The organism is Variovorax sp. MPBD4-3 (genome assembly GCF_058809745.1).
Genome location: NZ_JBXASW010000083.1, coordinates 1 through 21,894, shown reverse-complemented (window position 1 = coordinate 21,894; position 21,894 = coordinate 1). Strand labels below are relative to the sequence as shown.

General features: G+C 69.2%; 18 protein-coding genes. 5 read left to right on the top strand and 13 right to left on the bottom strand.

The annotated features are described in order from the left end of the window. The 3 genes from AC1RVW_RS28475 to AC1RVW_RS28465 form a co-directional block, all read left to right on the top strand. Positions 1 to 768, top strand: a 768-nt coding sequence (locus AC1RVW_RS28475; RefSeq protein ID WP_493203983.1) for a phospholipase D-like domain-containing protein, incomplete at its 5' end; no start/stop codon positions are given. A 111-nt stretch (positions 769 to 879) separates the two neighbouring features. Beyond that, the gene (locus tag AC1RVW_RS28470) at positions 880 to 1,548 is read left to right on the top strand and encodes a response regulator transcription factor (protein ID WP_081268070.1); all 669 of its coding nucleotides are present in this window, start codon (positions 880 to 882) and stop codon (positions 1,546 to 1,548) included. Beyond that, complete coding sequence (locus AC1RVW_RS28465; protein ID WP_106935569.1) at positions 1,545 to 2,939, top strand: sensor histidine kinase; 1,395 nt, start codon at positions 1,545 to 1,547, stop codon at positions 2,937 to 2,939. Before AC1RVW_RS28470 ends, AC1RVW_RS28465 begins: the two co-directional genes overlap by 4 nt. Here the strand turns inward: AC1RVW_RS28465 and AC1RVW_RS28460 are convergent. The 6 genes from AC1RVW_RS28460 to AC1RVW_RS28435 all read right to left on the bottom strand — a co-directional run bounded on the left by AC1RVW_RS28460 (position 2,927) and on the right by AC1RVW_RS28435 (position 11,400). Then, entirely contained in the window at positions 2,927 to 3,679 is a 753-nt protein-coding gene (locus AC1RVW_RS28460; RefSeq protein WP_234382818.1) for a MipA/OmpV family protein, read from the bottom strand. The two genes, AC1RVW_RS28465 and AC1RVW_RS28460, sit on opposite strands and share 13 nt — an antisense overlap. A 213-nt stretch (positions 3,680 to 3,892) precedes the next feature. Further along, positions 3,893 to 6,529, bottom strand: coding sequence for a PepSY domain-containing protein (locus AC1RVW_RS28455; RefSeq protein WP_493203980.1), 2,637 nt, complete (start codon positions 6,527 to 6,529; stop codon positions 3,893 to 3,895). Positions 6,530 to 6,542: 13 nt separating this feature from the next. Next, on the bottom strand, positions 6,543 to 7,259 hold the full coding sequence (locus AC1RVW_RS28450) for a hypothetical protein (protein WP_493203978.1): 717 nt from the start codon (positions 7,257 to 7,259) through the stop codon (positions 6,543 to 6,545). Beyond that, positions 7,260 to 9,740 carry a TonB-dependent siderophore receptor gene (locus AC1RVW_RS28445; RefSeq protein WP_493203976.1) on the bottom strand — a complete coding sequence of 827 codons (2,481 nt, stop codon included), beginning with the start codon at positions 9,738 to 9,740 and terminating at the stop codon, positions 7,260 to 7,262. 125 nt (positions 9,741 to 9,865) lie between these two features. Then, positions 9,866 to 10,891 (bottom strand): FecR domain-containing protein, encoded by a 1,026-nt coding sequence (locus tag AC1RVW_RS28440; RefSeq protein WP_493203985.1) that lies wholly within the window; start codon positions 10,889 to 10,891, stop codon positions 9,866 to 9,868. Continuing rightward, positions 10,891 to 11,400, bottom strand: a complete 510-nt coding sequence (locus AC1RVW_RS28435; protein ID WP_493203974.1) for a sigma-70 family RNA polymerase sigma factor — start codon at positions 11,398 to 11,400, stop codon at positions 10,891 to 10,893. Before AC1RVW_RS28435 ends, AC1RVW_RS28440 begins: the two co-directional genes overlap by 1 nt. 255 nt (positions 11,401 to 11,655) lie before the next feature. On the opposite strand from AC1RVW_RS28435, the gene AC1RVW_RS28430 reads away from it, so the two are divergent. Beyond that, positions 11,656 to 11,946: a co-chaperone GroES gene (locus tag AC1RVW_RS28430; protein ID WP_007835162.1), complete on the top strand. Its 291-nt coding sequence runs from the start codon at positions 11,656 to 11,658 to the stop codon at positions 11,944 to 11,946. Positions 11,947 to 11,975: 29 nt separating this feature from the next. Continuing rightward, positions 11,976 to 13,628, top strand: a complete 1,653-nt coding sequence (groL, locus tag AC1RVW_RS28425; protein WP_081268077.1) for a chaperonin GroEL — start codon at positions 11,976 to 11,978, stop codon at positions 13,626 to 13,628. A gap of 109 nt (positions 13,629 to 13,737) precedes the next feature. On the opposite strand, the gene AC1RVW_RS28420 is transcribed toward groL, so the two are convergent. From AC1RVW_RS28420 to AC1RVW_RS28390, 7 genes are all read right to left on the bottom strand, one after another. Then, positions 13,738 to 14,856 (bottom strand): metallophosphoesterase family protein, encoded by a 1,119-nt coding sequence (locus tag AC1RVW_RS28420; RefSeq protein ID WP_493203970.1) that lies wholly within the window; start codon positions 14,854 to 14,856, stop codon positions 13,738 to 13,740. Next, positions 14,853 to 16,199, bottom strand: a complete 1,347-nt coding sequence (locus tag AC1RVW_RS28415) for an MFS transporter (RefSeq protein ID WP_106935576.1) — start codon at positions 16,197 to 16,199, stop codon at positions 14,853 to 14,855. Before AC1RVW_RS28415 ends, AC1RVW_RS28420 begins: the two co-directional genes overlap by 4 nt. Before the next feature lie 21 nt (positions 16,200 to 16,220). After that, entirely contained in the window at positions 16,221 to 17,471 is a 1,251-nt protein-coding gene (locus AC1RVW_RS28410) for an arsenic transporter (protein ID WP_493203968.1), read from the bottom strand. Positions 17,472 to 17,628: 157 nt separating this feature from the next. Next, positions 17,629 to 19,098: a xylulokinase gene (xylB, locus tag AC1RVW_RS28405; protein WP_493203966.1), complete on the bottom strand. Its 1,470-nt coding sequence runs from the start codon at positions 19,096 to 19,098 to the stop codon at positions 17,629 to 17,631. A gap of 30 nt (positions 19,099 to 19,128) precedes the next feature. Further along, entirely contained in the window at positions 19,129 to 20,085 is a 957-nt protein-coding gene (locus AC1RVW_RS28400; RefSeq protein ID WP_081268082.1) for an AraC family transcriptional regulator, read from the bottom strand. Between the two features lie 11 nt (positions 20,086 to 20,096). Further along, a complete protein-coding gene (locus tag AC1RVW_RS28395) occupies positions 20,097 to 21,065 on the bottom strand; it encodes a carbohydrate kinase family protein (RefSeq protein WP_493203964.1) in 969 nt (322 codons plus the stop codon). A gap of 30 nt (positions 21,066 to 21,095) precedes the next feature. After that, positions 21,096 to 21,767 carry a transaldolase family protein gene (locus tag AC1RVW_RS28390; protein WP_493203962.1) on the bottom strand — a complete coding sequence of 224 codons (672 nt, stop codon included), beginning with the start codon at positions 21,765 to 21,767 and terminating at the stop codon, positions 21,096 to 21,098. Positions 21,768 to 21,894: the final 127 nt, after the last annotated feature.

Below are 21,894 nucleotides of genomic sequence, written 5' to 3'. Positions count from 1 at the left end.
CCCCTCACCGACCTGCTCGGCGACCCGCCCCTGGGCGCCCAGCTCGCCAACATCGACGAAGCGAAATGGATGCGCGCCGAGGCCAACGCCTCCGCCGACAGCCCCAACAAGGCGCTGGGCGTCATGGCGCACCCCACCGAATCGCTGGCGCAGCGCTTCCACGAGATGCTGGCCACGGCGCAGTCGAACGTGGTGGTGATATCGCCCTACTTCATTCCGGGCGACGAGGGCATGGAGCGCATCCGCATGGGCCGCGAGCACGGCGTGAACATCACCGTCATCACCAACTCGCTGGCCGACAGCGACGAGCCGCTGGTCAACATCAACTACAACCGCTACCGCGTCGACATGCTCAAGCTGGGCGTGAACCTGTACGAGGTCAGCACCCAGCAGCTGCGGCGCAGCGGCCAGTTCCGCGACCTGCTGAAGAAGGCCCGCGGCCGCCTGCACGCCAAGCTGGCGCTGGTGGACCGCCAGTGGGTGCTGCTCGGCTCGATGAACCTCGACCCGCGCTCTGCCCGGCTGAACACCGAGTTCGGCGTGCGCGTGCGCAGCTTCGACCTGACGCAGGCGCTGCTTTTCGCCTACCAGCTCGACGACATCGAAGGCGTCTACCGCGTCACGCTCAAGCCCGACGGCCAGAACGTGCAATGGGTCGGCACCGGTGACGTCGACAACGAAGTGCTCGACAGCGAACCCGACTCCAGCATGCTGACGCGGCTGCAGCTGCTGCTGTTCTCCTGGTTCGTGCCGACCGACCAGCTGTAGCAGCCGTGACGCGGCGACGCCGTGCCGCGCATCGAATCTTAAAAAGCGACTAACAATCCCCGGGCATCATTCGGGCAGCCGCACCTGGTCACAAGAAATCCTGTCCCTTCGATGCACCTGCTTCTCGTGGAAGACGACGACATGCTGGGCGAAGCCGTGTGCGACGGCGCCCGGCAAGGCGGCTGGTCGATCGACCGCGTCGACTGCGCCTCCGCCGCCCGCGTCGCCCTGATCGATCATGCCTATGCCGCCGTGCTGCTGGACCTGGGACTGCCCGGCGGCGATTCGGGGCTGACGGTGCTGCGGTCGATGAGAACCCGCTACGACCCGACCCCGGTGCTGATCCTTACGGCGCGCGACCAGCTCAGCGAGCGCATCCATGGCCTCGATGCAGGCGCCGACGACTACCTGGTCAAGCCGTTCCAGTTCGACGAGCTGTGGGCTCGCTTGCGTTCGGTCATCCGCCGCAGCCGAGGGCGTGTGATACCGGTCTTCACGCGGGGCGACGTCGAGGTCGACCGCAGCCGGCGCATGGTCACCAGGGCCGGAGTCGAGGTGCCGCTGAGCGCGCACGAGTACCGCACGCTGCTCGCCCTGCTCGAGCGCCCCGGCCACGTCGTCACCCGCGACCAGCTGCAGGACGCGGTCTACGGAAACGCCAGCGTGGTCGAGAGCAACACCATCGCCGTCTTCATCCACCAGCTGCGTCGCAAGCTCGGCGACGACCTGATCCGGACCGTCCATGGCCACGGCTACGTCGTCGGCCAACGTTCGCCGTGAAGCCCAAGTCGCTGCATGCGCAGATGATCGCAATGATCGCTGCGACCATCGCGCTGTGCTGGGTCGGGGCGCTTGCGCTGCTGTTCGCATACCTCGCCCACAACAAGACCAGCACCTGGGACGACAAGCTCAAGACCATCGCCATCCGGCTGCTCACCACGATCCCCGCCGACGCCGACCTGACGGTGACGGGGCCCGCCCTTCGGCTGCGCAATCCGGCGCTGGAGCGCAGCGAGAAGCTGGCCTTCCAGGTCTGGATCAACCGCCGGCAACTTGCGGTGCCCTCGCCGGGCGCACCGGCGACTCCCCTGCGGCCCGACTTCGAGGATGGTCCGGCCACGACGGAAATTGCGGGCCAGCGCTGGCGCGTCTATTCGGTCTCGGATGCCGACGGACGAGTCCATGTGCAGGTCGGCAATCCCCATAGCGTGGTGGACGCCGAAATCCGCAACGACGCGCTGACCGGCCTGGTGCGCACTTCGCTCGTGCTGCTGGTCGTGGGCGCCCTCATGTGGATGGTCGTGCACACCTCACTGAAGCAGGTGGTGGCGCTGGAGGCCGCGATGCGCGGCCGCCGCAAGTTCGACCTCACGCCGCTGTCGCCGGATGCCTTGCCTCGCGAACTCCATCCGCTGGTGGCGTCGTTCAATCATCTGCTGCTGCAGCTTGCCGAATCGATCGAAGGCGAGCGCCGTTTCATCGGCGATGCCGCACACGAACTGCGCACGCCGCTGGCCGCGCTGCAGGCACAGGCGCAGATCGCGCTGCGCGCGAACACCGTGGCAGACAAGGACCTGGCACTGACCAAGCTTCTTCGCGTCGCGCAGAGCAGTTCGCGGCTGTCGGAGCAGTTGCTCGACCTGGCGCGCCTGAATGCCGGTGCCAATGCGCCGCAGCACACGCCGGAGGATCTCGGCGATCTCGTCCTGCACGTCGCGCGCGACTTCGACACGCATGCGCTGCAGCACGAGCGCTCCTTGCTCCTCGAAATAGGCAGGTGCACCATCCGCTGCAACGTCGACGAAATAGGCATCCTGCTGCGCAACCTGATCGACAACGCGCTGCGCTACACCTCGAAGGGCGGCCGCGTCAGGGTCGGCTGCGGCTACCAGCGGGACGCCGACCCGGGGCAAGCGCCAAAGGCGTATCTCGACGTGGCCGACGACGGCCCGGGCGTGCCGCCGCCGGAACGCCAGGCGATCTTCGAGCGCTTCCATCGGGCCGCCGGCACCTCGGCGCGCGGAAGCGGCATCGGCCTGTCACTGGTGGCCGGTATCGCGCAGTCGCATCACGCGACGATCGAAACCGGGAACGGACTGGACGGGCGCGGCTTTGCCGTCCGGATCGTGTTCCCTGCCGCAACGGCGGGCGCCGACGTTCAGAACCCGTAGACGTATCCGAGTCGCACGCCGGCCTGGTTCGCGCGACCGACCAGGGGACTGCTCTTGATGCCGCTGCCGAATCGGGTCGTACCCAGGTCCAGGAAGACTTGGTGCTGCGGCCCCAACGCATAGTCCACGCGCAGGCCTGCTTCGACATTGGCGGTGGCCTTGCCGGCATATTGGGCGCGGCCGCGGCGGACCTCGGCAGTCTTCACACCGTAGTAATAGTCGACGTATCTGCGGTCGACCCGCTGCAGCGCCACGCGCGGCGTGAAGCCGAAGGAACCCGCGGAAAAGCGCCGGTCCAGCTGCACCGCGAACCTCGTGCCCTTGCTGTTGCCCGAACCATCGGCCAGCAATTCGGCCGAGAGGTTTGCGATGTCGGTGCGCCAGATGGCCGCCCCGCCCAGCCAGATGCTGCCCTTGCGCTTGTCCATGCCGGCGAGGTAGGGCGAATCCTTGGACTCGTAGCCGTCGCTGGCGTAGCGTGCACGCAGACGCAGCAGCACAGGCCCCGCGGACGGCAACTTCACTTCGATGCCCGGGGGGCCCACGCTTATCCAGCTGTTCTCGTAAGCCACGAAAGGGATGGCCAGGGTCTTGTCCTTGAAATCGCGATAGGGCTTGCGCTCCATGATCGCGCCGATGCCAACCCCCCATTGCGGCGAGGCCACCTCGCCCGCGGTGTCTTCCGCGATCTGAATCTGCGCCCATGCCGGCGAAAGACCGGCGGCGCAGGCAGCGCTCATCGCGAAGAATGTGAAAGATGCGCGCGCGTGGCGCTTCCTGCCCGGGCTCGAAAGGCGGCTTGGCTTGGTCATGAAGATCCTCGGTTGAAAAATCCAGTGCTCCTGGCGAGCGCTGCCGTTCCGTATGCGTGGTTGGACCGCGAAACAGAACACGCCGCTGCCTGCGACGTGGATCCTGACGGGACGGCTTTAAGGACTTTTTAGGGATTCACTTCACGGATGCTTCGCTCTCGTCGCCAAGTAAACGTCCCGCCGATAGCGCCCTTGCGCGATGAGGTCTTCCAGCGCGGAGCGCCCCAGCACTTCCTCGAGCACGGCATCCACGCCGGCCGCCATGCCGTGCAGGCTGCCGCACACGAAGACCACGGCGCCGTCGCCGATCCAGCGCTGCAGTTCGGGCGCTGCGTCGCGCAGCCGGTCCTGCACGTAGATGCGCTCGGGCTGGTCGCGCGAGAACGCCAGGTCGATGCGGGCAAGAGCACCCTGCTCGCGCCACCGCGTGAGTTCGTCCATGAAGAAGGCATCGCACGCGCTCTGGCGTTCGCCGAACAGCAGCCAGTTGCGATGAAACCCCTGCGCCACGCGCTCGCACAGGTGTCCGCGCAACCCCGCATAGCCCGAACCGTTGCCGATGAAGATGCAAGGCCGCTCGTCCGCCACGGGTTCGAAGCCGGGGTTGGCCAGCAGGCGCAATTCCACTTGTGCCGACGGCATCGCATGCACCGTGAGCCAGCCCGAGGCGAGCCCCAGGCCCGACTCATGGCGCGCCTGCCGCACCAGCAGCCGGATGCGCCCTTCTGCCGGCACCGAGGCAATCGAGTAGCGACGCGGCGCCAGCGGCACGAGCGCATCGGCCAGCGCCTGGGCGTCTGAAACCTGCGACAGCGCTTCCGGCGCCGGCATCGCGCTGCATGCCAGGGCCTCGCGCAGCATGAGGGTGCGGCCTTCGAACCGCACCTGCGCATCGCCGTCCAGCGATGCCGAGCGCAGCAGGGCAGCCACCGTTTCCGGCGCATGGCGCGGCCGCAGTTCGGCCAGTGCGCCCGGTCGCCATGAAGGCAGTTCGCCCTGCACCGAAGGCGTCAGTTCAATCTCGCAAAGCGGATGCCCCAGGCTGCGCGGGTTGAGCGGGCGGCGCGCGCACAGCGTCCATGCGCCGAAAGGCTGCTCCTCGGGCACGGCGCCGAGCGCATCGGGCATCGCGCCACCCCGCGCCCCGGGCATCGCGCCCAGGTGCCGCCGCCAGACGGCCAGCGCACCGGCGTCGCCGTTGTCGACCTCGACCATCGGAAACAGCGACTGCGCACCGGCCGCGACCAGCGCATGGTCCAGCGTGTGTCCGAAGCCGCAGAAGCGCGCGTAGTGCCGGTCGCCCAGCGCCAGCAGGCCGTAGCGCAGGTGCGACAGCGCCTCGCCGCCGACCTGCGCAAGCCGCTGCGCGAATCGACGCGCGGCATCGGGCGGGCCGCCTTCGCCGAAGCTGCTGGCGACGATCAGCACGTGCCGGTGGTGCCGCAACTGCTCGGGGTCCAGACGCGCCAGCGACGCCACGGTCACCGGCAGCCCCGCGCCCTCGAGCGCGGCGGCGCTGCGCATGGCAAGGCCCTCGGCCGTGCCCGACTGGCTCGCGAAGGCCACCAGCACGCGTTCCGACGCAGGCGCCATGCCGCCGGCCGGCCGCACCGCCGCTTCCAGCGCCGCGCGCTCGGCCCGCACCGCGCGCTTCTTGCGGCGCCGGTCGAGGTACAGCAGCCAGCCGGTGATGGAAAACACCGGCAGCATCAGCGCCGCCAGCAGCATCGCGATGCGCCCCGGCATGCCGAAGTAGGTGCCCATGTGAAGCGGATAGATCGCCGCCAGGAATCGCCCGCCCGCCGTCTTGCCGGCATGGCGCTCGTCCTGCGTCACCTCGCCGCCCGGCAGCCGCACCGTCATGCGGTTGCGCGCGCGTTCGTGGGCGGGCGCCGTGTCGAGCCAGGTGAACAGCACCGACGGCGCGGCGCCCAAGGGCACGCGCAGGATGACCTCGCTCCAGCCGCCGGTCTCGCGCGCCTTCTGCTCGAAGACAGCCCAGGCGGGCGCGACATCCACCGCGGCGGCATCGTCGCGCGCCACGTTTCGCATGCGCGGCGCGGTGCGCGCCTGCTGCGCGGCCACGCGGGGATGGCCGGCCATCGCATCGACACGGTCGCGCACCGCGTCGAAGGCCCAGTACAGCCCGCTGGTGGTGAACACGATGTACATCAGCAGCGCGCAGGTGCCCATCACCGAATGCAGGCCCCACAGAAAAGAGCGCCCCTTGAGCGCCGGATCGAAAGTGAGCCACGCGCGCCAGTCGAGCGGGCGGCGCGGCCATCGCAGATAGAGGCCCGAGAGCGACAGCAGCAGCAGGCCCATCGCCAGCACGCCGGCCACCACCCGCCCGGGCTCGCGCGGCAGCAGCAGCCAGCGATGCAGCGACTCGACCCATTCGAAGAAGCCGGCGCCCGCGAGCGGCGGCAGCGCAGTGCCCGCGTAGGGGTCGAGGTAGACGGTTTCACCGCGCCGCTCACCCGGCGGCGGCGCGAAGATCACCCGCGCGGCCGCGCCCGGCTCGGCGAACAGCGCGAGCGTTCCGACCTGGCGCCCGGGCCACTCCTGCCGTGCCGCCGCGAGCAGCTGCGCCGGCGTGAGCACGGGCACGGCCTGCGCCGGCACGTGGCGCCCGTGCGGGTTGAGTGCATCGATGATTTCCTCGCGGAACGACAGCACCGCGCCGCTCAGGCCGATGACGATCAGCACCGTGCCGGCCGTGATGCCGATCAGCCAGTGCAACTGGAACCAGAGCTGGCGCAGCGCGGGGGATTTCATCGATTCTTTGTTTTCAGCGGATGCCGGCGGTCCAGTCGACGGCCGCGTCGAACAGCATCCGGCCCGCGGGCGAAAGGTTGGTGAAGGTCTCGTTGCCGAGGAAGAACATCACGCGGCGCGCCGGCGCGAGCGACTCGTAGTCCATGGTGGCGCCCTTCTCGTAGCCGAAGATGGCCGCCTTCTCGGGCTGGCCGTACAGCGTGGCGATGGTGGTGGCGCCCAGGCCCGGCTTGCCCCAGCTCATGCCGGCCTGCCTGGCGTAGACGTTCGTCACGCCGGCCGGCAAGCCCGCCGACATGGGATGCGGCGCATTGACCAGCCACAGGTAGCGCTCCTTGGCGGCTTCGCCGAAGTCCGTGTCATGCCGCTTGCCGGTCATGGCCAGGTCGTCGAGCAGGTCGTTCTCCCAGGTGAGCAGCGGCACCGGCAGTTGGCGCCAGGCGCCGCTCACGTCCTTGGCGGCGACGGTGGACGAGATCACGACGAGGTCCGCGCCGGCCGCCACCGAGGGCGCGGCAGACTGGTCCTGCAGCGTCACGGCAAAGCCGCGCGACTCGAGGTGCGCCTTGACCTTCTCGTCTGCCGGAAGGCTGGGGCCGTCGCGCTGCACCAGCAGCACGACCTTGCGGCCCTGCCCCGGCAAATCTGCGGCCCATGCGCCTGCCGTCGAGAGGCCGCACGCCATCAGAAGAACGACGGCCGCGCGGGTGATGTGAATGAGCGGCTTCATCTAGAACTCGAAGGTCGTGAGGAACGAGACTTGGCGCGCATCGCCCATCGAGATGAAATAGGTGTTCGCTGCCGACGGGTAGTAGGTCTTGTCGAACAGGTTCTTCACGTTCAACTGGAACTTGACCTTCTTGCCATACAGGCGCGTGTCGTAGGTGGCGAAGGCATCGACCGTGGTGTAGCCCGGCAGCACGAAGCTGTTGGCCGAGTCGCCCGCGCGCTTGCCGACGTAGTGCGCGCCGGCGCCCATGCGCAGCCTTCCTTCGCCGCCGAACACCTGGCCGAAGTCGTACACGGCCGACAGCGACGCGGTCTGCCGCGCCACGTTCCAGAGCCGGTTGCCGGCGTACAGCGGGTCTTCCGTGGTCTTGGCGTCAATGTAGGCGTAGCTCGCGATCGCGCTCCAGTTCTTGCTCAGCTGGCCCGCAACGTCCACTTCGAGGCCGCGGGAACGGGCCGCGCCCGAGGTGCGCCAGTCGGTGAGCTTGGTCACGTCGTTGAACTGCGAGACCAGCACGTTGCGCTTGTGGATGTCGAACAGCGCCACGGTGCCGGTCACGCCGCCGGGCATGTCGAACTTGGCGCCGAGCTCCCACGACTTGGCTTCCTCGGGCTTCACCGAAGCATCGAGCACGTAGCCGCTCGACAGCGGCGCGATGGTCGACGCCGGCTTGAGCGACTGGGTGTAGCTGCCGTAGAACGACACGGTATCGGTCCACTTGTAGATCAGCCCCAGGCGCGGCAGCAGCTTGGAGCCGTAGGTGTCGGTGTTGACCTTGAAGGGCCGCCCGCGCCCCGCGAGCTGCGACCACGCCTGGTAGCGCAGCGCGGCCACCGCGATCCAGCGGTCGCTCAGGTGAATGGAGTCCTGGAAGAACAGCGACTGGTTGTGCAGCCTGTCGGTCTGGTCGCTGTCGCTCGCCGACACGGTGCTCGACGGCGCCTCGAGGCCGTACACCGGCAACAGGTAGCTGAAGGTGCTCCTGGTGGCCTGGCGCAGCAGGTCGGCGCGGTAGATCCTGCGGTACTCGGCGTCCCAGCCGAACTGCAGGTCGTGGCGCATGCCGCCCAGTTCGACGGTGCCGTCGACATACGCGGTGGCGTAGCTGTCGGTGCTCAGCGCGCCGTGGGTGGCGTCGTTGCTGCGCGTGAGTGTGCCGCGCGTGGTGTTGATGCCGTTCACCCGCAGCTGGTTGGCGTCGTAGGTTTCCTGGTTGTAGCTGAGGTTCAGGTGGCCGGCCCAGCCGCCGCCGAACTGGTGGTCGACAGAGAGCTGGCCCAGGTGCGTCTCGCCGCGCATCTCGTTGAAAGGCTCGTCCAGGCGCTGCGTCCTGGGCAGTGCCAGCGGGCGCTGGGTGCGCGGGTCGAGCGCGGTGCCGCGGTCGAAGGGCGTGACGTACCTGCGGTACTCGTACCAGAGCACGGCCTGGGTGTCGTCGCCGTACCAGGCCAGCGACGGTGCCACCAGCGTCTCGCGGTGCTTGCCGAAGTTGCGCCAATAGTCCTCGTCCACGTGGTCGACGATCAGCCGGTAGGCCAGCCCGTTCTCGCCGATGGGGCCGGTGGTGTCCAGCGTGGCGCCACCGCCGTCGCGCCCGCCCGCGTAACCCGAGCCCAGCAGCGACAGGCTCGTGCGCTGCCGCAGTTGCGGCTTCTTGCTCACCACGTTGATCACGCCGCCCGGGTCCATCAGGCCGTAGAGCTGCGACGACGGGCCCTTGAGCACTTCGACGCTCTCGGCCGCCGCGTTCATGCCGCGGCCCTGCACCAGCGGCATGCCGCTGTGCATGATCGAGCCGTCGCGGTTGCCGCCGAAGCCGCGCTTCATGATGGTGTCCTGCGTGCCGGCCAGGGTGTTGCCCTGGTTGATGCCGCTGACGTTGGTGAGCGCGTCGTCGATGTTGCGCGGACGCTGGTCGCGGATGACCTGCGCGGGCACCACGTTCACCACCTGCGGAATCTCCAGCACCGGCGCGGTGGTGCGCAACGTGGAGGCGTCGGGCGTGGGCTGGTAGCGGTCGTCCGCGTCGGCGGGTGCCGGCGCCGCGCGGGCCACCACGCGCACCGCCGGCAGCGTGCCGTCGGCCTCGCCTGACTCGCCCGCCGATGCCTCGGGCGCCGCGGCGCTCTTGCGCAGCGTGAATTCACCCGCGCCGCCTTCCACCGCCTCCAGCCCGGTGCCCGAGAGCAGCGCCGCAAAGCCCGCGCGCACCGTGTAGCTGCCTTGCAGGCCGGCGGAGTTCAGCGCCCGCGTGCTCGCGGGGTCGAAGGACAGCGCCACGCCCGACGCCGCGGCAAAGCGCCCGAGCACCGTGGCCAGCGGGCCGGCGTCGATGCGGTAGCTGCGGGCCGCCTGGTTCTGAGCGCGGGCGCCGTCGGCGGTGTCGGCGGCCACGGCCGCGATCGGCAGGGCCATCGTCGCGGCGAACAGGCACATCAGCGCCTTGCGGACGGGGTTGGGTGATGAGGGGTGCGCGTGCATTCTTCGGAATTCCTTCGGCATTGATTGCGGATTCATGGCTCTCAATGGGTAAGCCGAACGAAATCGAAAAAGATGAAAGGCGGCGGCAAAAAAAAGTGCGCCGCAGCGCATGGCCGCATGCGGAATCAGGCGGGCACCAGCGACACCCAATAGCGCGTGAGGCCGCTCACGCGCACCGGAAACGCCCGCACGATGACCGCCAGCGCCTTGCCGGTATCCATGACCGGGAAGGCGCCCGACACCCGGATGTCCGCGACGGCGGGGTCGCAGGCCAGCCGGCCGCGGTGGTAGCGCGCAAGCTCGGCCACCACGTCGCCCAGCCGCCAGTCGTTGACGACGAGGCTGCCGTGCTCCCAATCGGCCAATGCGGGATCGGCCGGCTGCGGCGCATCGACGCTGTCGCCGGTGAAGGCCACCTGCTGCCCGGCCTCCAGCCGCACCACGTTGCCGGGCGCGTGCGAGGCGCGGACCTCGACGGCGTCTTCGAGCACGCTCACCACCGTGCGCGCGCCGTCGCTGCGCACCGTGAAGCGCGTACCCAGCGCGAGGATGCGGCCATGCGGCGTCGCGACCAGGAAGGGGCGGCTGTCGATGCGCGCCGCACCCGGCAGGCCGCGGTGCCTTGCCGTCTCGGCCAGGATCTCGCCTTCGCGCAAGGTGACGAGCCTGTGCGTGGCGTCGATGGACACATCCACCGACGTGCGGGTGTTGAGCTTCAGCAGCGAGCCGTCGGCCAGCGTGACGGAACGCTGCTCGCCGGTGCCCGTGCGGTAGTCGGCCAGCCAGGCGCGCCAGCCGCCGTCGGTGCCGGCCACCTGCCACGACGCGTAAGCCAGCGAGCCACCCCCCGCCAGCACGGCAATGCCGCGCAGCACCCGGCGCCGGTCGGCATGCGCAGCCCGCAGCGTGGAGGCCGCCACGTGCGCCGGCACGCGCTTGAACGTCGCCTGCATGGCCTCGAAGCGCTGCCAGGCGCGCTGGTGGTCGGGGTGGGCGCGATGCCAACGGCGCCAGTTCTCGCGGTCGGCCTCGGTGGCATCGCCGGAGCACAGCCGGGCGTACCAGGCGATGGCCTCCTTGCGGACCTCGGCTTCGCTGCGCGAGGGCGCGCCGATGCCGTCGGGCGTCAGCTCGAAGCCGGACTTCATCATCACGGCGCGAGCATGTAGCAATGCTCGAGCGCCTTGAGCATGTAGTTGTTGACCGTGCGCACCGTCACGCCCAGGCGGGCGGCGATTTCCGCATAGGAGAGTCCATCGAGCTGCGACAGCATGAAGGCCTGCCGCACCGGCGGCTTCATGCCGTCGAGCATGGTGTCGATGGCCACCAGCGCCTCGAGCACGATGGCCCGCGCTTCGAGCGACGGCAATTGGGGTTCGGGCAGCGCGGCGAGGGTGTCGAGGTAGGCACGCTCCAGTGCCCGGCGCCGGTGGAAGTCGACGACCAGCCCGTGCGCGATGGTGGCCAGGTAGGCGCGCGGTTCAGCCGCGGCTACGGGCTCCCTCCTGCTCAGCAGCCGCACGAAGGTGTCGTGCGCCAGGTCGGCGGCGTTGTGCGAGCAGCCCAGCTTCTTGCGCAGCCAGGCGTGCAGCCATCCGTGATGATTGCTGTAGAGCGTTTGCACCTCGTGCTGAACTAACGCGAACTCGCCGGCCGGCATGGGTGGAATCTCCGCGCAGCCGCGATGGCTTCGCTCGGTTATTAATACGAATAGTTCTCAATTGTACGCTTTCGCCGGATGCCTTCCAACCAGCTGGCACGCACACTGCCCTTGAAACGTCATCGATTGCCCTTATGATTAGCACTCGCTGCTGACGAGTGCTAACAGCCCTCGCTTCCAGTCGATGGGCTGCCGGCCTCCGGTCCGGCGCCCGACCACAAAACCCGTTTCTTATCCATACATCCAGGAGATGCAATGAAACTTCGTCCTTTGGCCGATCGCGTGATCGTCAAGCGTGTTGACAGCGAAACCAAGACCGCCTCCGGCATCGTCATCCCCGACGCAGCCGCCGAGAAGCCCGATCAGGGCGAAGTCCTGGCCGTGGGCCCGGGCAAGCGCAACGACAAGGGCGAGCTGGCCGCACTGACCGTCAAGGTCGGCGACCGCGTCCTGTTCGGCAAGTACAGCGGCCAGACCGTCAAGGTCGGCGGCGACGAACTGCTGGTCATGAAGGAAGACGACCTGTTCGCGGTCGTCGAGAAGTAATTCAAACATCCCATTCGGAGTAATAAAACATGGCAGCAAAAGACGTAGTCTTCGGCGGTGAAGCCCGCGCACGCATGGTCGAGGGTGTGAACATCCTGGCCAACGCAGTCAAGGTCACCCTGGGCCCCAAGGGCCGCAACGTGGTGCTCGAGCGCTCGTTCGGCGCCCCCACCGTCACCAAGGACGGTGTGTCGGTCGCCAAGGAAATCGAACTCAAGGACAAGCTGCAGAACATGGGCGCCCAGCTCGTGAAGGAAGTGGCCTCCAAGACCAGCGACAACGCTGGTGACGGCACCACGACCGCTACCGTGCTGGCTCAAGCCATCGTTCGCGAAGGCTTCAAGTACGTGGCCGCAGGCATCAACCCGATGGACCTGAAGCGCGGCATCGACAAGGCCGTGACGGCCTTGGTCGAAGAGCTGAAGAAGGCTTCGAAGCCCACCACCACGTCGAAGGAAATCGCTCAAGTCGGCTCGATCTCGGCCAACAGCGACGAAACCATCGGCAAGCTCATCGCTGACGCGATGGACAAGGTCGGCAAGGAAGGCGTGATCACCGTCGAAGACGGCAAGTCGCTCGAAAGCGAACTGGACGTCGTCGAAGGCATGCAGTTCGACCGCGGCTACCTGTCGCCGTACTTCATCAACAACCCCGAGAAGCAATCGGCGCTGCTCGACAACCCCTTCGTGCTGCTGTTCGACAAGAAGATCAGCAACATCCGTGACCTGCTCCCCACGCTGGAACAAGTCGCCAAGGCCGGCCGTCCGCTGCTGATCATTGCCGAAGAAGTCGAAGGCGAAGCCCTGGCTACGCTGGTCGTGAACACGATCCGCGGCATCCTGAAGGTCGTGGCCGTCAAGGCTCCTGGCTTCGGCGACCGCCGCAAGGCCATGCTGGAAGACATCGCCATCCTGACGGGCGGCAAGGTCATCGCTGAAGAAGTGGGCCTGACGCTCGAAAAGGTGACGCTGGCCGACCTGGGCCAGGCCAAGCGCATCGAAGTGGGCAAGGAAAACACCATCATCATCGACGGCGCCGGCGCTGCTGCCGACATCGAAGCCCGCGTGAAGCAAGTGCGCGTGCAGATCGAAGAAGCCACGAGCGACTACGACCGTGAAAAGCTGCAAGAGCGCGTGGCCAAGCTGGCCGGCGGTGTTGCCGTGATCAAGGTCGGCGCCGCCACCGAAGTCGAAATGAAGGAAAAGAAGGCTCGCGTCGAAGACGCCCTGCACGCTACCCGCGCCGCAGTGGAAGAAGGCGTGGTTGCTGGTGGCGGCGTGGCTCTGCTGCGTGCCAAGCAAGCCGTGGGCGACCGCGTCAAGGGCGACAACGCCGACCAGGACGCCGGCATCAAGCTGGTGCTGAAGGCCATCGAAGCGCCCCTGCGCGAAATCGTGAACAACGCCGGCGGCGAAGCCTCGGTGGTGGTGAACGCGGTTCTGGCCGGCAAGGGCAACTACGGCTTCAATGCCGCCAACGACACGTACGGCGACATGCTCGAGCTGGGCATCCTGGACCCGACGAAGGTCACCCGCACCGCACTGCAGAACGCCGCTTCGGTGTCCTCGCTGCTGCTGACGACCGAAGCCATGGTGGCTGACGCTCCGAAGGACGACGCTCCTGCCGGCGGCGGCATGCCCGACATGGGTGGCATGGGCGGCATGGGCGGCATGGGCATGTAAGCCCGAAGGCCGGGAACACTTTCCCGGCCGAGCCGCTCGATCCGTCGAGCAACAAGAAGAGCCGGGCATGCCCGGCTCTTTTTTTTTGCCCGCGGGGCCGCGCGCCCGCCTACCAGCCGCCGCCGTTGCGGTTGGGTCCGCGCTGCGTGCCGTCCATGCCCGCGGGCGCCCAGGCTCCGATGGTGTGGCAAGCATGGCCCGGCGCGACCAGCTGGTGGCGCCGGGGCAGGTCGTCCACCGGCCTGACCAGCACCTCGACGCTGTCACGCGCCTCGCCGCATGCGACGACGACTCGGTGCAGGCCGGCACCGACACCCTCCAGGCTGGCCTGCCAGAGGCCGGCGCCCGCGTCCTGCATGGGAGACGGTGCGCCCGCGTCCAAGGACACCTCCATCGGCGCCGTGGCGTGGCCGATGCGCCGTGCCACGACCTGCAGCGTGCCGGGCCGCGGCACCTGGCGCGGGTCGGTCACGCGGGTGAGCAGGCGCACATCGCAGGGGCTCACGATCTGCACGTGCGGCCAGGGTTGGCCGATGCGGCGGAACCGCACGCTCGGCACCGAGTCGTGCACGCACACGAGCGAGAAGCCCGGCTGGCCGTCGTCCTCCTCGATCTGCGCGGTGGAGCGCGTGGCGCCGTAGACCACCCAGCCGTCGTTGAGCAGCTCGTTGTAGTGCGTGTGGCCGGTATCGACGAAAGCGACCCGGGCATCGGCGAACAGGCGCGCCAGTTGCTCGCCACCGTCCGCCATGTCGCCCGGAAAGGTGTGCATGAATACCAGCGGCGTCTGCCCTTCGGCCTGCGCCCGCGCGAGTTCGCGGGTGGCCCGATGCAGGTGGTGCGCGCTGAGCCGGAAGTCGGGGCCGCCCTGGCCCGCGCTCACCACATCCAGAAAGATGCAGCGATGACCGCCGAAGACTTCGCACTCCGGCCGCTGCGCCGGCGCGAAGGAAGCCTCGTAGGTCGCCAGGCTGCCGCCCTCGAAGTCGTGATCACCGGGGATCGCCCGCCAGGGCAGCGTCAGCGGGCTCAGCGCCTGCACGATCGCCGCGTACTGCGCTGCGATGGCGTGGTTGGCGTTGTCGCCCGGCAGGTAGACGAAGGCGGCATCGGCGGCATGTGCGTTGGCCTCCTGCACGATCTGCCGCAGCCGCGGCAGCGCGGCCCAGTCGTCGGCCTCGTCCATGTGCAGGTCGCCGACGTGGAGCCAGTAGATGGAGGAAGTCATGCGCCGGCCCTCCTGCGTTCGGCACCGCGAGCCGCCTCGCCGCCCGCGCCCGCACAGGCCGGCATCAGCAGCGCGCCGAAGCCGACCCACAGCGCCACCGAGACCAGCGCGAAGCCGCCCAGCACATAGAAGGCCAGCTGGTAGCCGAAGAGCTGGGCCAGCCAGCCGCCGATGGCTGGCGAAAGGCTCGCGCCCAGGCCCTGCACCGTCATCACCGCGCCCTGGCCGACGTTGACGCGGCCGGTGCCGTTGAGCAGGCAGGCCACCAGCCCCGGCACCGCCACGCTCTGCAGCCCGGCGCCGATGCCGTCGAGCGCCTGCACCGGCCACACACCCCACGACTCGATGAAGCTGCCGGCCAGCAGGCCGCGCACCGGCAGCGCAATGAAGGAGACCAGCATCACCAGCCAGTAGCCGCGCCCGGCCGCCATGCGCATCGCGATCAGCGCGGTGACGATCATCACGCCCTGCGCGACCACCACGGTGAGCGCCGTGAAGGCGGCCGGATCGCCCTTCCCGGCACCGACCACGGCCAGGCCGTAGAGCGGCAGCATCGCGCCGTTGCCGAGGTGGAAGCAGGCCAGCGCGGCGGCCAGGATGAGCATCGGCCGGTTGTGCAGCAGCGTGCGAAAGCCCTGGGCCTGCCCGGGTTCGCCGTCCTTCCTGTCGCCCTCCTCGTCTTCCAGGCCGCGCGCCGCGCGATGGTCGATCACGCGCCCGGGAATCGCCAGCACCGACGCGATCGCGAACACGCCGAAGGCCGCCGCGAGGAAGAAGATGGCCGGCATGCCGTACCTGTAGCCGAGCCAGCCCGACAGGCCGGCGCCGATCATGTTGCCGGCGTGGTTCCAGGCCTGGTTGCGGCCGTTCTGCGCATTGAAGCCGCGCTGGCGCACGATGCCCAGCGTCATGCCGGCGACTGCCGGACCGATGGCCGCACCGGCGATCGCCGTGGCGATCTGGCTGGTGGTGACGACGATCCAGGCCTGCGACCACAGGATCAGGAACGAAGCCAGCACGGTGCAGATGCCGGTGACGACGACGACAAGCCGCTTGCGCGTGGTGCTGTCGATGAAGGCGCCTGCCGGCACCGTCATCAGCATCCCGGCGATGCCGCCGGCGGTCATCACCGAGCCGATGGCGCCGGTCTGCCAGCCGCGCTGCTGCAGGAACACGCCGAGGAACGGCCCGATACCGGCCTGCATGTCGGCCATGAAGAAGTTGAGCGAGCACAGCGCGCGCGTGGCGCGCTTGCGGTCGGCATCGCCATCGTTGCCGGGGTTGCCGACGCCGGGCGGTGCGCCGGATGGTGCGCCGGGTGCGGCGAGAGTCGAGGTGGACATGGTGAGGTCTCCTTGAAAAACTCAAGCCGTCAACAGCCGTGCGCCCAGCGCCAGGCACAGGGCCGGCGGCATCACGAGCACGCCGACCTTCAGGAAGCGCACGAAGCCCACGTCCTCGCCTTCGCGGCGAATCGCGATGAGCCAGAGGATGGTGGCGAGCGAGCCGGTGATCGAGAGATTGGGGCCGAGATCGACACCGATCAGCAGCGCATCGACGATGGACGCGGGCGGGTGGGCCTGCTGCACCATGGTGCTGGCCAGCAGGCCGGCCGGCAGGTTGTTGACCAGGTTCGAGCCGAAGGCCAGCAGCGTCCCGGCGATGGCCCCCGTGGCGCGTTCGCCGTGCTGCGCGCCCGCCATGAGCCACTGCGCCAGACGCTCGGTCAGCCCGGTCCTGGAGATCGCCTCGACCAGCACGAACAGGCCCGCCACCAACGGCAGCACCGTCCAGGACACCTCGCGCAGCAGCGGCAGCGGACTGGAACGGTCACGCAGCAGCACCACGGCAGCGGTGAGCACGCCCATCACACAGATCGGCAGGCCGAGCGACCAGTCCATGGCCGATACGGCCATCAGCACCACGGCGGTGGCGATCAGGCCGGCCAGCGCGGTGCGCCCTCCGCTCGACAGCGGCGCCATCCGCGACGGTACCTCGCAGCCGCCCGCCAGCTCGCGCCGCTGGGTGAAGCGCAACACCAGGAAGGTGCTCGCGATGGCCAGCACCGAGGGCAGCGTAAAGTGCAGGAGCCAAGGCCACAGCGCCGGCATGTGCTCGCCGTAGAGCACCAGGTTGGCCGGGTTGGAGATCGGCAGCACGAAGCTCGCCGCGTTGGCGACGAAGGCGCAGATGAACAGATAAGGCAACGCCGGCGCGCGGGCCTGGCGCGCGGCGGCGAAGACGGCCGGCGTGAGCACCACCGCGGCGGCGTCGTTCGAAAGGAAGGCGGTGACCACCACGCCGACCAGATAGACCAGCAGGAACAGGCGGCTGCGCGAGCCCTTCGCCTGCCGGACCGCGTGGCTTGCGACCCAGTCGAACAGGCCTTGGCGGCGTGCCGTTTCCGACAGCAGCATCATGCCGATCAGGAACAGATAGACGTCAGTGCCCTTGCCGACGGCGGTGAGCGCGTCCGACAGCGGCAGCAGGCCCAGCGCCACCGCCAGCACGCCCCCCATGACCGCCCACACCGCCTCCGGCCAGTTGAAGGGGCGAAGCAGCACGCCGGCCGTCACGGCCGCCGTGAGGCTCCAGAGGGACAGATGACTCGACATTGCAAACGCCTCGCGGTGGGTTGTTTGTGTGACAGGCGAGGCGGAGTCTGGGCGACCGGACGCACGCGTCCTGTCGGCCAATGTCGCAGTGCGGCGCGGCCAGCGGGCGCACCTTGGCGCAGTCGCTGCGCGCGATCGATGCGGCAGGCCCGAAGAGTCAGCCTGCGCTCAGCAATTGGAAGCTATGGCGCAGCGACAGATACAGCGCGCGAAAGCGCGCATGCCGCGCGCGATGGCCGTCGGCGTCGGCGGTCCGGGGCTCGAAGCGCTGGCGCACCGCGGGCGGCGTGCACACCGCCTCCAGCGTGCCGCCATCGGCCAGCCAGGCCAGTCGCGCCGCGCCCAGCGCACCGCCGGCTTCACCGCCTTCGCCAAGCGTGAGCGGCACTTCGAGGATGTCGGCCAGCAGCTGCGACCACCAGGCGCTGCGCGCGCCGCCACCGACCAGGGCCAGCGCGCCCTCGGGCAGCCGCAGGGTGTCGAGGCCGTCGCGCAGGCCGAAGCTTACGCCCTCGACCACGGCGTAGGCGATTTCCGCCGGCCCGTGTGCATGCGTGAGCCCGAAGAGCACGCCCTGGGCATCGGGGTTGTTGTGCGGCGAGCGTTCGCCCGACAGGTAGGGCAGGAACAGCGGGCAGCGCTCGCGTTGCGCCGACGGCACCGATGCCGCCGCTTCGAGCAGCGCGGCCTCGTCAGCAAACTTGAAAGCCTTCGCGGCCCAGCTCACCGCGCTCGCGGCGGAGAGCATCACCGACATCTGGTGCCAGCGCTTCGGCAGCGCATGGCAGAAGGCGTGCATCGCCTGCGCCGGGTTCGGCAGGAAGCGGTCGGTCGACACGAACACCACGCCTGAAGTACCCAGCGAAACGAAGCCCTGCCCCGGCTCGACCAGCCCCATGCCGACCGCGCTGGCGGCGTTGTCGCCGGCACCGCCCGCGATCTTCACGCCGCCCGGCATGCCCCAGCGCGCCGCGAGTTCGGGCTTGAGCAGCGCCGAAACCTCGCTGCCTTCGACCAGCCGCGGCATGTGCGCGCGCGTCAGCCCGGTGGCGGCGAGCAGTTCGTCGGACCAGTCGCGCGCACCCACGTCGAGCCACAGCGTGCCCGCCGCGTCGGACATCTCGCTGACCGCCTCGCCGCTGAGCATGAAGCGCAGCCAGTCCTTCGGCAGCAGCACGCGCGCCACGCGGGCAAAGAGTTCGGGCTCATGCTCGCGCACCCACAGCAGCTTGGGCGCGGTGAAGCCCGGCATCGCGAGGTTGCCCGCGATGTCGCCGAGCCGCGGCACGGCGCGCGCGAGGTCTTCGCACTGCGCGCCGCTGCGGCCGTCGTTCCACAGGATCGCGGGCCGCAGCACCTCGCCGGCCGCATCGAGCAGCGTGGCGCCGTGCATCTGCCCCGACAGGCCGATGGCGCGCACCGCCGACAACGCTTCGCCGTGCGCCTCTCGCAACTGCGCCATGACCTGCTCGAGCGCCTGCCACCACTGGGCCGGCGCCTGCTCCGACCACAGCGGATGCGGCCTCTGGACCGTGAGCGGCGCGCGCGCCACGCCCACGATGCGGTGATCGTCGGCGAGCAGCAGCGCCTTGAGCTCGGACGTGCCGAGGTCGAGTCCAAGATACAAGATGACCCCCTGGTTTCGTGCTTGGGAAGCTTAGGAAGAGATACCGCCGCCGAAGCGCGTGTCGGCCTGGCGGCGGAATTCGCTGGGCGTCATGCCCTTGATCTCGAGAAAGCGCCGGTTGAAGTTGGCCACGTTGTTGAAGCCCACCTGGTAGCAGATGTCGGTCACGTAGTGGTCGGTCTGCATCAGCAGGTGGCAGGCGCTGTTGATGCGCACGCGGTTGACGAAGTCGGTGAAGCTGTTGCCGGTGGAGCGCCGGAAGAAGCGGCTGAAGCGGCTTTCGCTCATGCCCAGTTCGGCCGCCACGTCGGACATCGAGATCGGGTCCGCCATGTTGTTGGTGATGCGGTTGACGATGCCGTTGATCTGGTCGACCTGCGCGTCGCCGTCGGCGCCCTGCGCCCCCTGCATCTGCACGCTCGACAGCAGCCGGTAGTCGGTGCATTGGGAGAGATCGGCCATGAAGTCGAGGAACAGGCCCAGGCGCCGCACGCCGCGCGCGGCCTTGATGCGGTCCCAGTGCGCCTGCGCCTGCTGCGACATGCCGAAGAACTCGATGCCGTGGCGGGCACGCTCCAGCAGCTGCATCACCTCGCGCAGCTCCGGAATGCCGGCGGCCGCGCTCTCGATGGGTTCGTGGCGGAACTGGATCACCCGGTCGCGCCCCGCCGCGCCGCCTTCGGGCACGTCCAGCGAGATCCAGTTGTGCGGCAGGCGCGGCCCGCACAGCACCAGGTGCCCGGGCTGGAACGGCCCGATCCAGTCGCCGATGAAGGCCTTGCCCGATGTCTCGGTGATCAGGTGCAGCTCGTAGTCTTCATGGAAGTGCCATCGCACCAGCGGGCTGGGGAAGCCGTGCGCCAGGCAGCGCACCAGGCCGGTTTCTTCGGGCGCCTCGTAGCCCAGCGAGGGGGAGCGCGCGAAGTCGCGTTCCAGCTCGGGTTGGCGCTGGCGGGGGACCGAGCGTTTGCGTGTGGACGTCGTCATGGCGGCACGGTTCAGGACCGGGAAGCAACAGCCGTATTTTCTTCCTTCGCCAGCGCGGCGTGAACCGCCTCCAGCGTGGGTGGATCGGCACCCTCGCGGGTGCAGTTGAGGGCGGCGGCGGTGGCGGCGAAGGCCATCACTTCGCGCCATGCGTCGTCGCCCAGCTCGCCGAACTGCTCCGGCCGCTCGACGCCGTGCGCCAGCAGCGACACCGACAGCCCCGCAGTGAAGGTGTCGCCCGCGCCGATGGTGTCGACCACCTCGACGCGCGGCGCGGCCACCGTGACCGGCGCGCGACCCGCGCGCCAGAGCGTGGCGCCGTCGCCGCCGCGCGTGACGATCACCGCGCGCGCGCCGGCCGCGAGGCAGTCGGCGGCCAGCGCGTCCACCGGCTGGCCGGGCGCGAGCAGCGCCGCGTCCTCGTCGCTCAGCTTGACCAGGTCGGCCATGCCGAACCAGCCGGCCACGCGCTTGCGGTAGGCGGCCATGTCGGTGATCAGGCTGGGCCGCACGTTGGGGTCGAACACGACCACGCGCTGCCCCCGGTTCGCGGCGACGAGGTCGGCGATGCGCGTGGCGGCCGGGTCCTGCAGCAGCGAGATCGACCCGAAGTGCAGGAAGCGGCACTCCGGCGGCAGCTGCGGCAGCGGCTCGGGCGCCCAGGTGGCGTCGGCGCTGCCCTGCGTGTAGAAGGCGTAGCGGTTGGTCTGCGGCGTGCGTTCGACGAAGGCCAGCGTCGACGGCGCGCCGCTGCGCAGGATGAAGCTGGTGTCCACGCCGTTCTTCTGCAGGAAGCCCATCAGCCGTTCGCCGAACAGGTCGGTCGACAGCTGCGTGAGAAAGCCGGTCGGCTGCCCGAGCCGCGCGCAGGCCACGGCGGTGTTCAGCGGCGAGCCGCCTTCATGGCCCAGGAATGCCAGGGTGCCCGCCTCGCCGGCGGTGAAATCGATCAGGGCTTCGCCCGTGAGTGCAATGCGCATGGTGTGTGGGTCGGGATTCGGTGTCGTCGGTCAGGGCAAGGTGCGCGCATCGGCCAGGAAGCCGCGCTCGGCGGACAGTGTCGCGGACTGGTCGAGCAGTTCGGCAAACAGCCGCGGCGGAATGGTGATGGCGCCCACGCCGAGCCCCAGCAGCGAAAGATACGCCTCGCGCGACCGGATGCTGGCCACCAGCAGCCGCGTACCCGAGGCCGGCCGCCGCGCGACCAGCGACTGCATCTGCGCGATCAGCGCCAGGCCGTCGATGCCCGCGTCTTCCAGCCGGCCGAGGTACGGCGCCGCATAGGCCGCGCCCAGCTGCGCCGCGAAGTGGGCTTGCTCGGGCGCGTACACGGCGGTCCAGGTGACGGGCACTCCCTGCGCGATGAGCCGCGCGCCGGCGTCCAGGCCCTGCCGCGTGGCGGGGATCTTGATGACGAGTTGGCCGCGGTCGAAGTGGCGCAACAAGGCTTGCGCGTCTTCGAGCATGCCGTCGACGTGTTCGGAACAGACCTGCGCCTGCACCTGGCGCGCGCCCAGCTCGATGCAACGCGCGAGCAGTCCGGGCACGGCAGCGCGGCCGACGCCCGCGCGCTTGAGCAGCGTCGGGTTGGTCGTCACGCCGTGCACCACCGGGTGGGGCAGGCAGGTCTCTATCTCGGCCAGGTCGGCGCTGTCGAGGTACAGGTGGAAGTCTTCGTTCATGGGTTGCTTCCTCCTATTGGTTCGGGCTGCTTCGGGATGAGTGCACAGGTCACCGGGTACTCCCCTCCGCGAATGTCCCCCGGGCTTCGCCCTCCTCCTTTATTTCGCTGCGGGGAGCACCCGGCGC

Excerpts from the sequence above, each read along its gene's own strand:
- AC1RVW_RS28410 (WP_493203968.1), bottom strand. The coding sequence starts at position 17,471 with ATGTCGAGTCATCTGTCCCTCTGGAGCCTCACGGCGGCCGTGACGGCC.
- AC1RVW_RS28415 (WP_106935576.1), bottom strand. The coding sequence starts at position 16,199 with ATGTCCACCTCGACTCTCGCCGCACCCGGCGCACCATCCGGCGCACCG.
- AC1RVW_RS28455 (WP_493203980.1), bottom strand. The coding sequence starts at position 6,529 with ATGAAATCCCCCGCGCTGCGCCAGCTCTGGTTCCAGTTGCACTGGCTG.
- AC1RVW_RS28435 (WP_493203974.1), bottom strand. The coding sequence starts at position 11,400 with ATGCCGGCCGGCGAGTTCGCGTTAGTTCAGCACGAGGTGCAAACGCTC.
- AC1RVW_RS28390 (WP_493203962.1), bottom strand. The coding sequence starts at position 21,767 with ATGAACGAAGACTTCCACCTGTACCTCGACAGCGCCGACCTGGCCGAG.
- AC1RVW_RS28445 (WP_493203976.1), bottom strand. The coding sequence starts at position 9,740 with ATGCACGCGCACCCCTCATCACCCAACCCCGTCCGCAAGGCGCTGATG.
- groL (WP_081268077.1), top strand. The coding sequence starts at position 11,976 with ATGGCAGCAAAAGACGTAGTCTTCGGCGGTGAAGCCCGCGCACGCATG.
- AC1RVW_RS28460 (WP_234382818.1), bottom strand. The coding sequence starts at position 3,679 with ATGAGCGCTGCCTGCGCCGCCGGTCTTTCGCCGGCATGGGCGCAGATT.
- AC1RVW_RS28430 (WP_007835162.1), top strand. The coding sequence starts at position 11,656 with ATGAAACTTCGTCCTTTGGCCGATCGCGTGATCGTCAAGCGTGTTGAC.
- AC1RVW_RS28400 (WP_081268082.1), bottom strand. The coding sequence starts at position 20,085 with ATGACGACGTCCACACGCAAACGCTCGGTCCCCCGCCAGCGCCAACCC.
- AC1RVW_RS28470 (WP_081268070.1), top strand. The coding sequence starts at position 880 with ATGCACCTGCTTCTCGTGGAAGACGACGACATGCTGGGCGAAGCCGTG.
- AC1RVW_RS28420 (WP_493203970.1), bottom strand. The coding sequence starts at position 14,856 with ATGACTTCCTCCATCTACTGGCTCCACGTCGGCGACCTGCACATGGAC.
- AC1RVW_RS28440 (WP_493203985.1), bottom strand. The coding sequence starts at position 10,891 with ATGATGAAGTCCGGCTTCGAGCTGACGCCCGACGGCATCGGCGCGCCC.
- AC1RVW_RS28450 (WP_493203978.1), bottom strand. The coding sequence starts at position 7,259 with ATGAAGCCGCTCATTCACATCACCCGCGCGGCCGTCGTTCTTCTGATG.
- AC1RVW_RS28395 (WP_493203964.1), bottom strand. The coding sequence starts at position 21,065 with ATGCGCATTGCACTCACGGGCGAAGCCCTGATCGATTTCACCGCCGGC.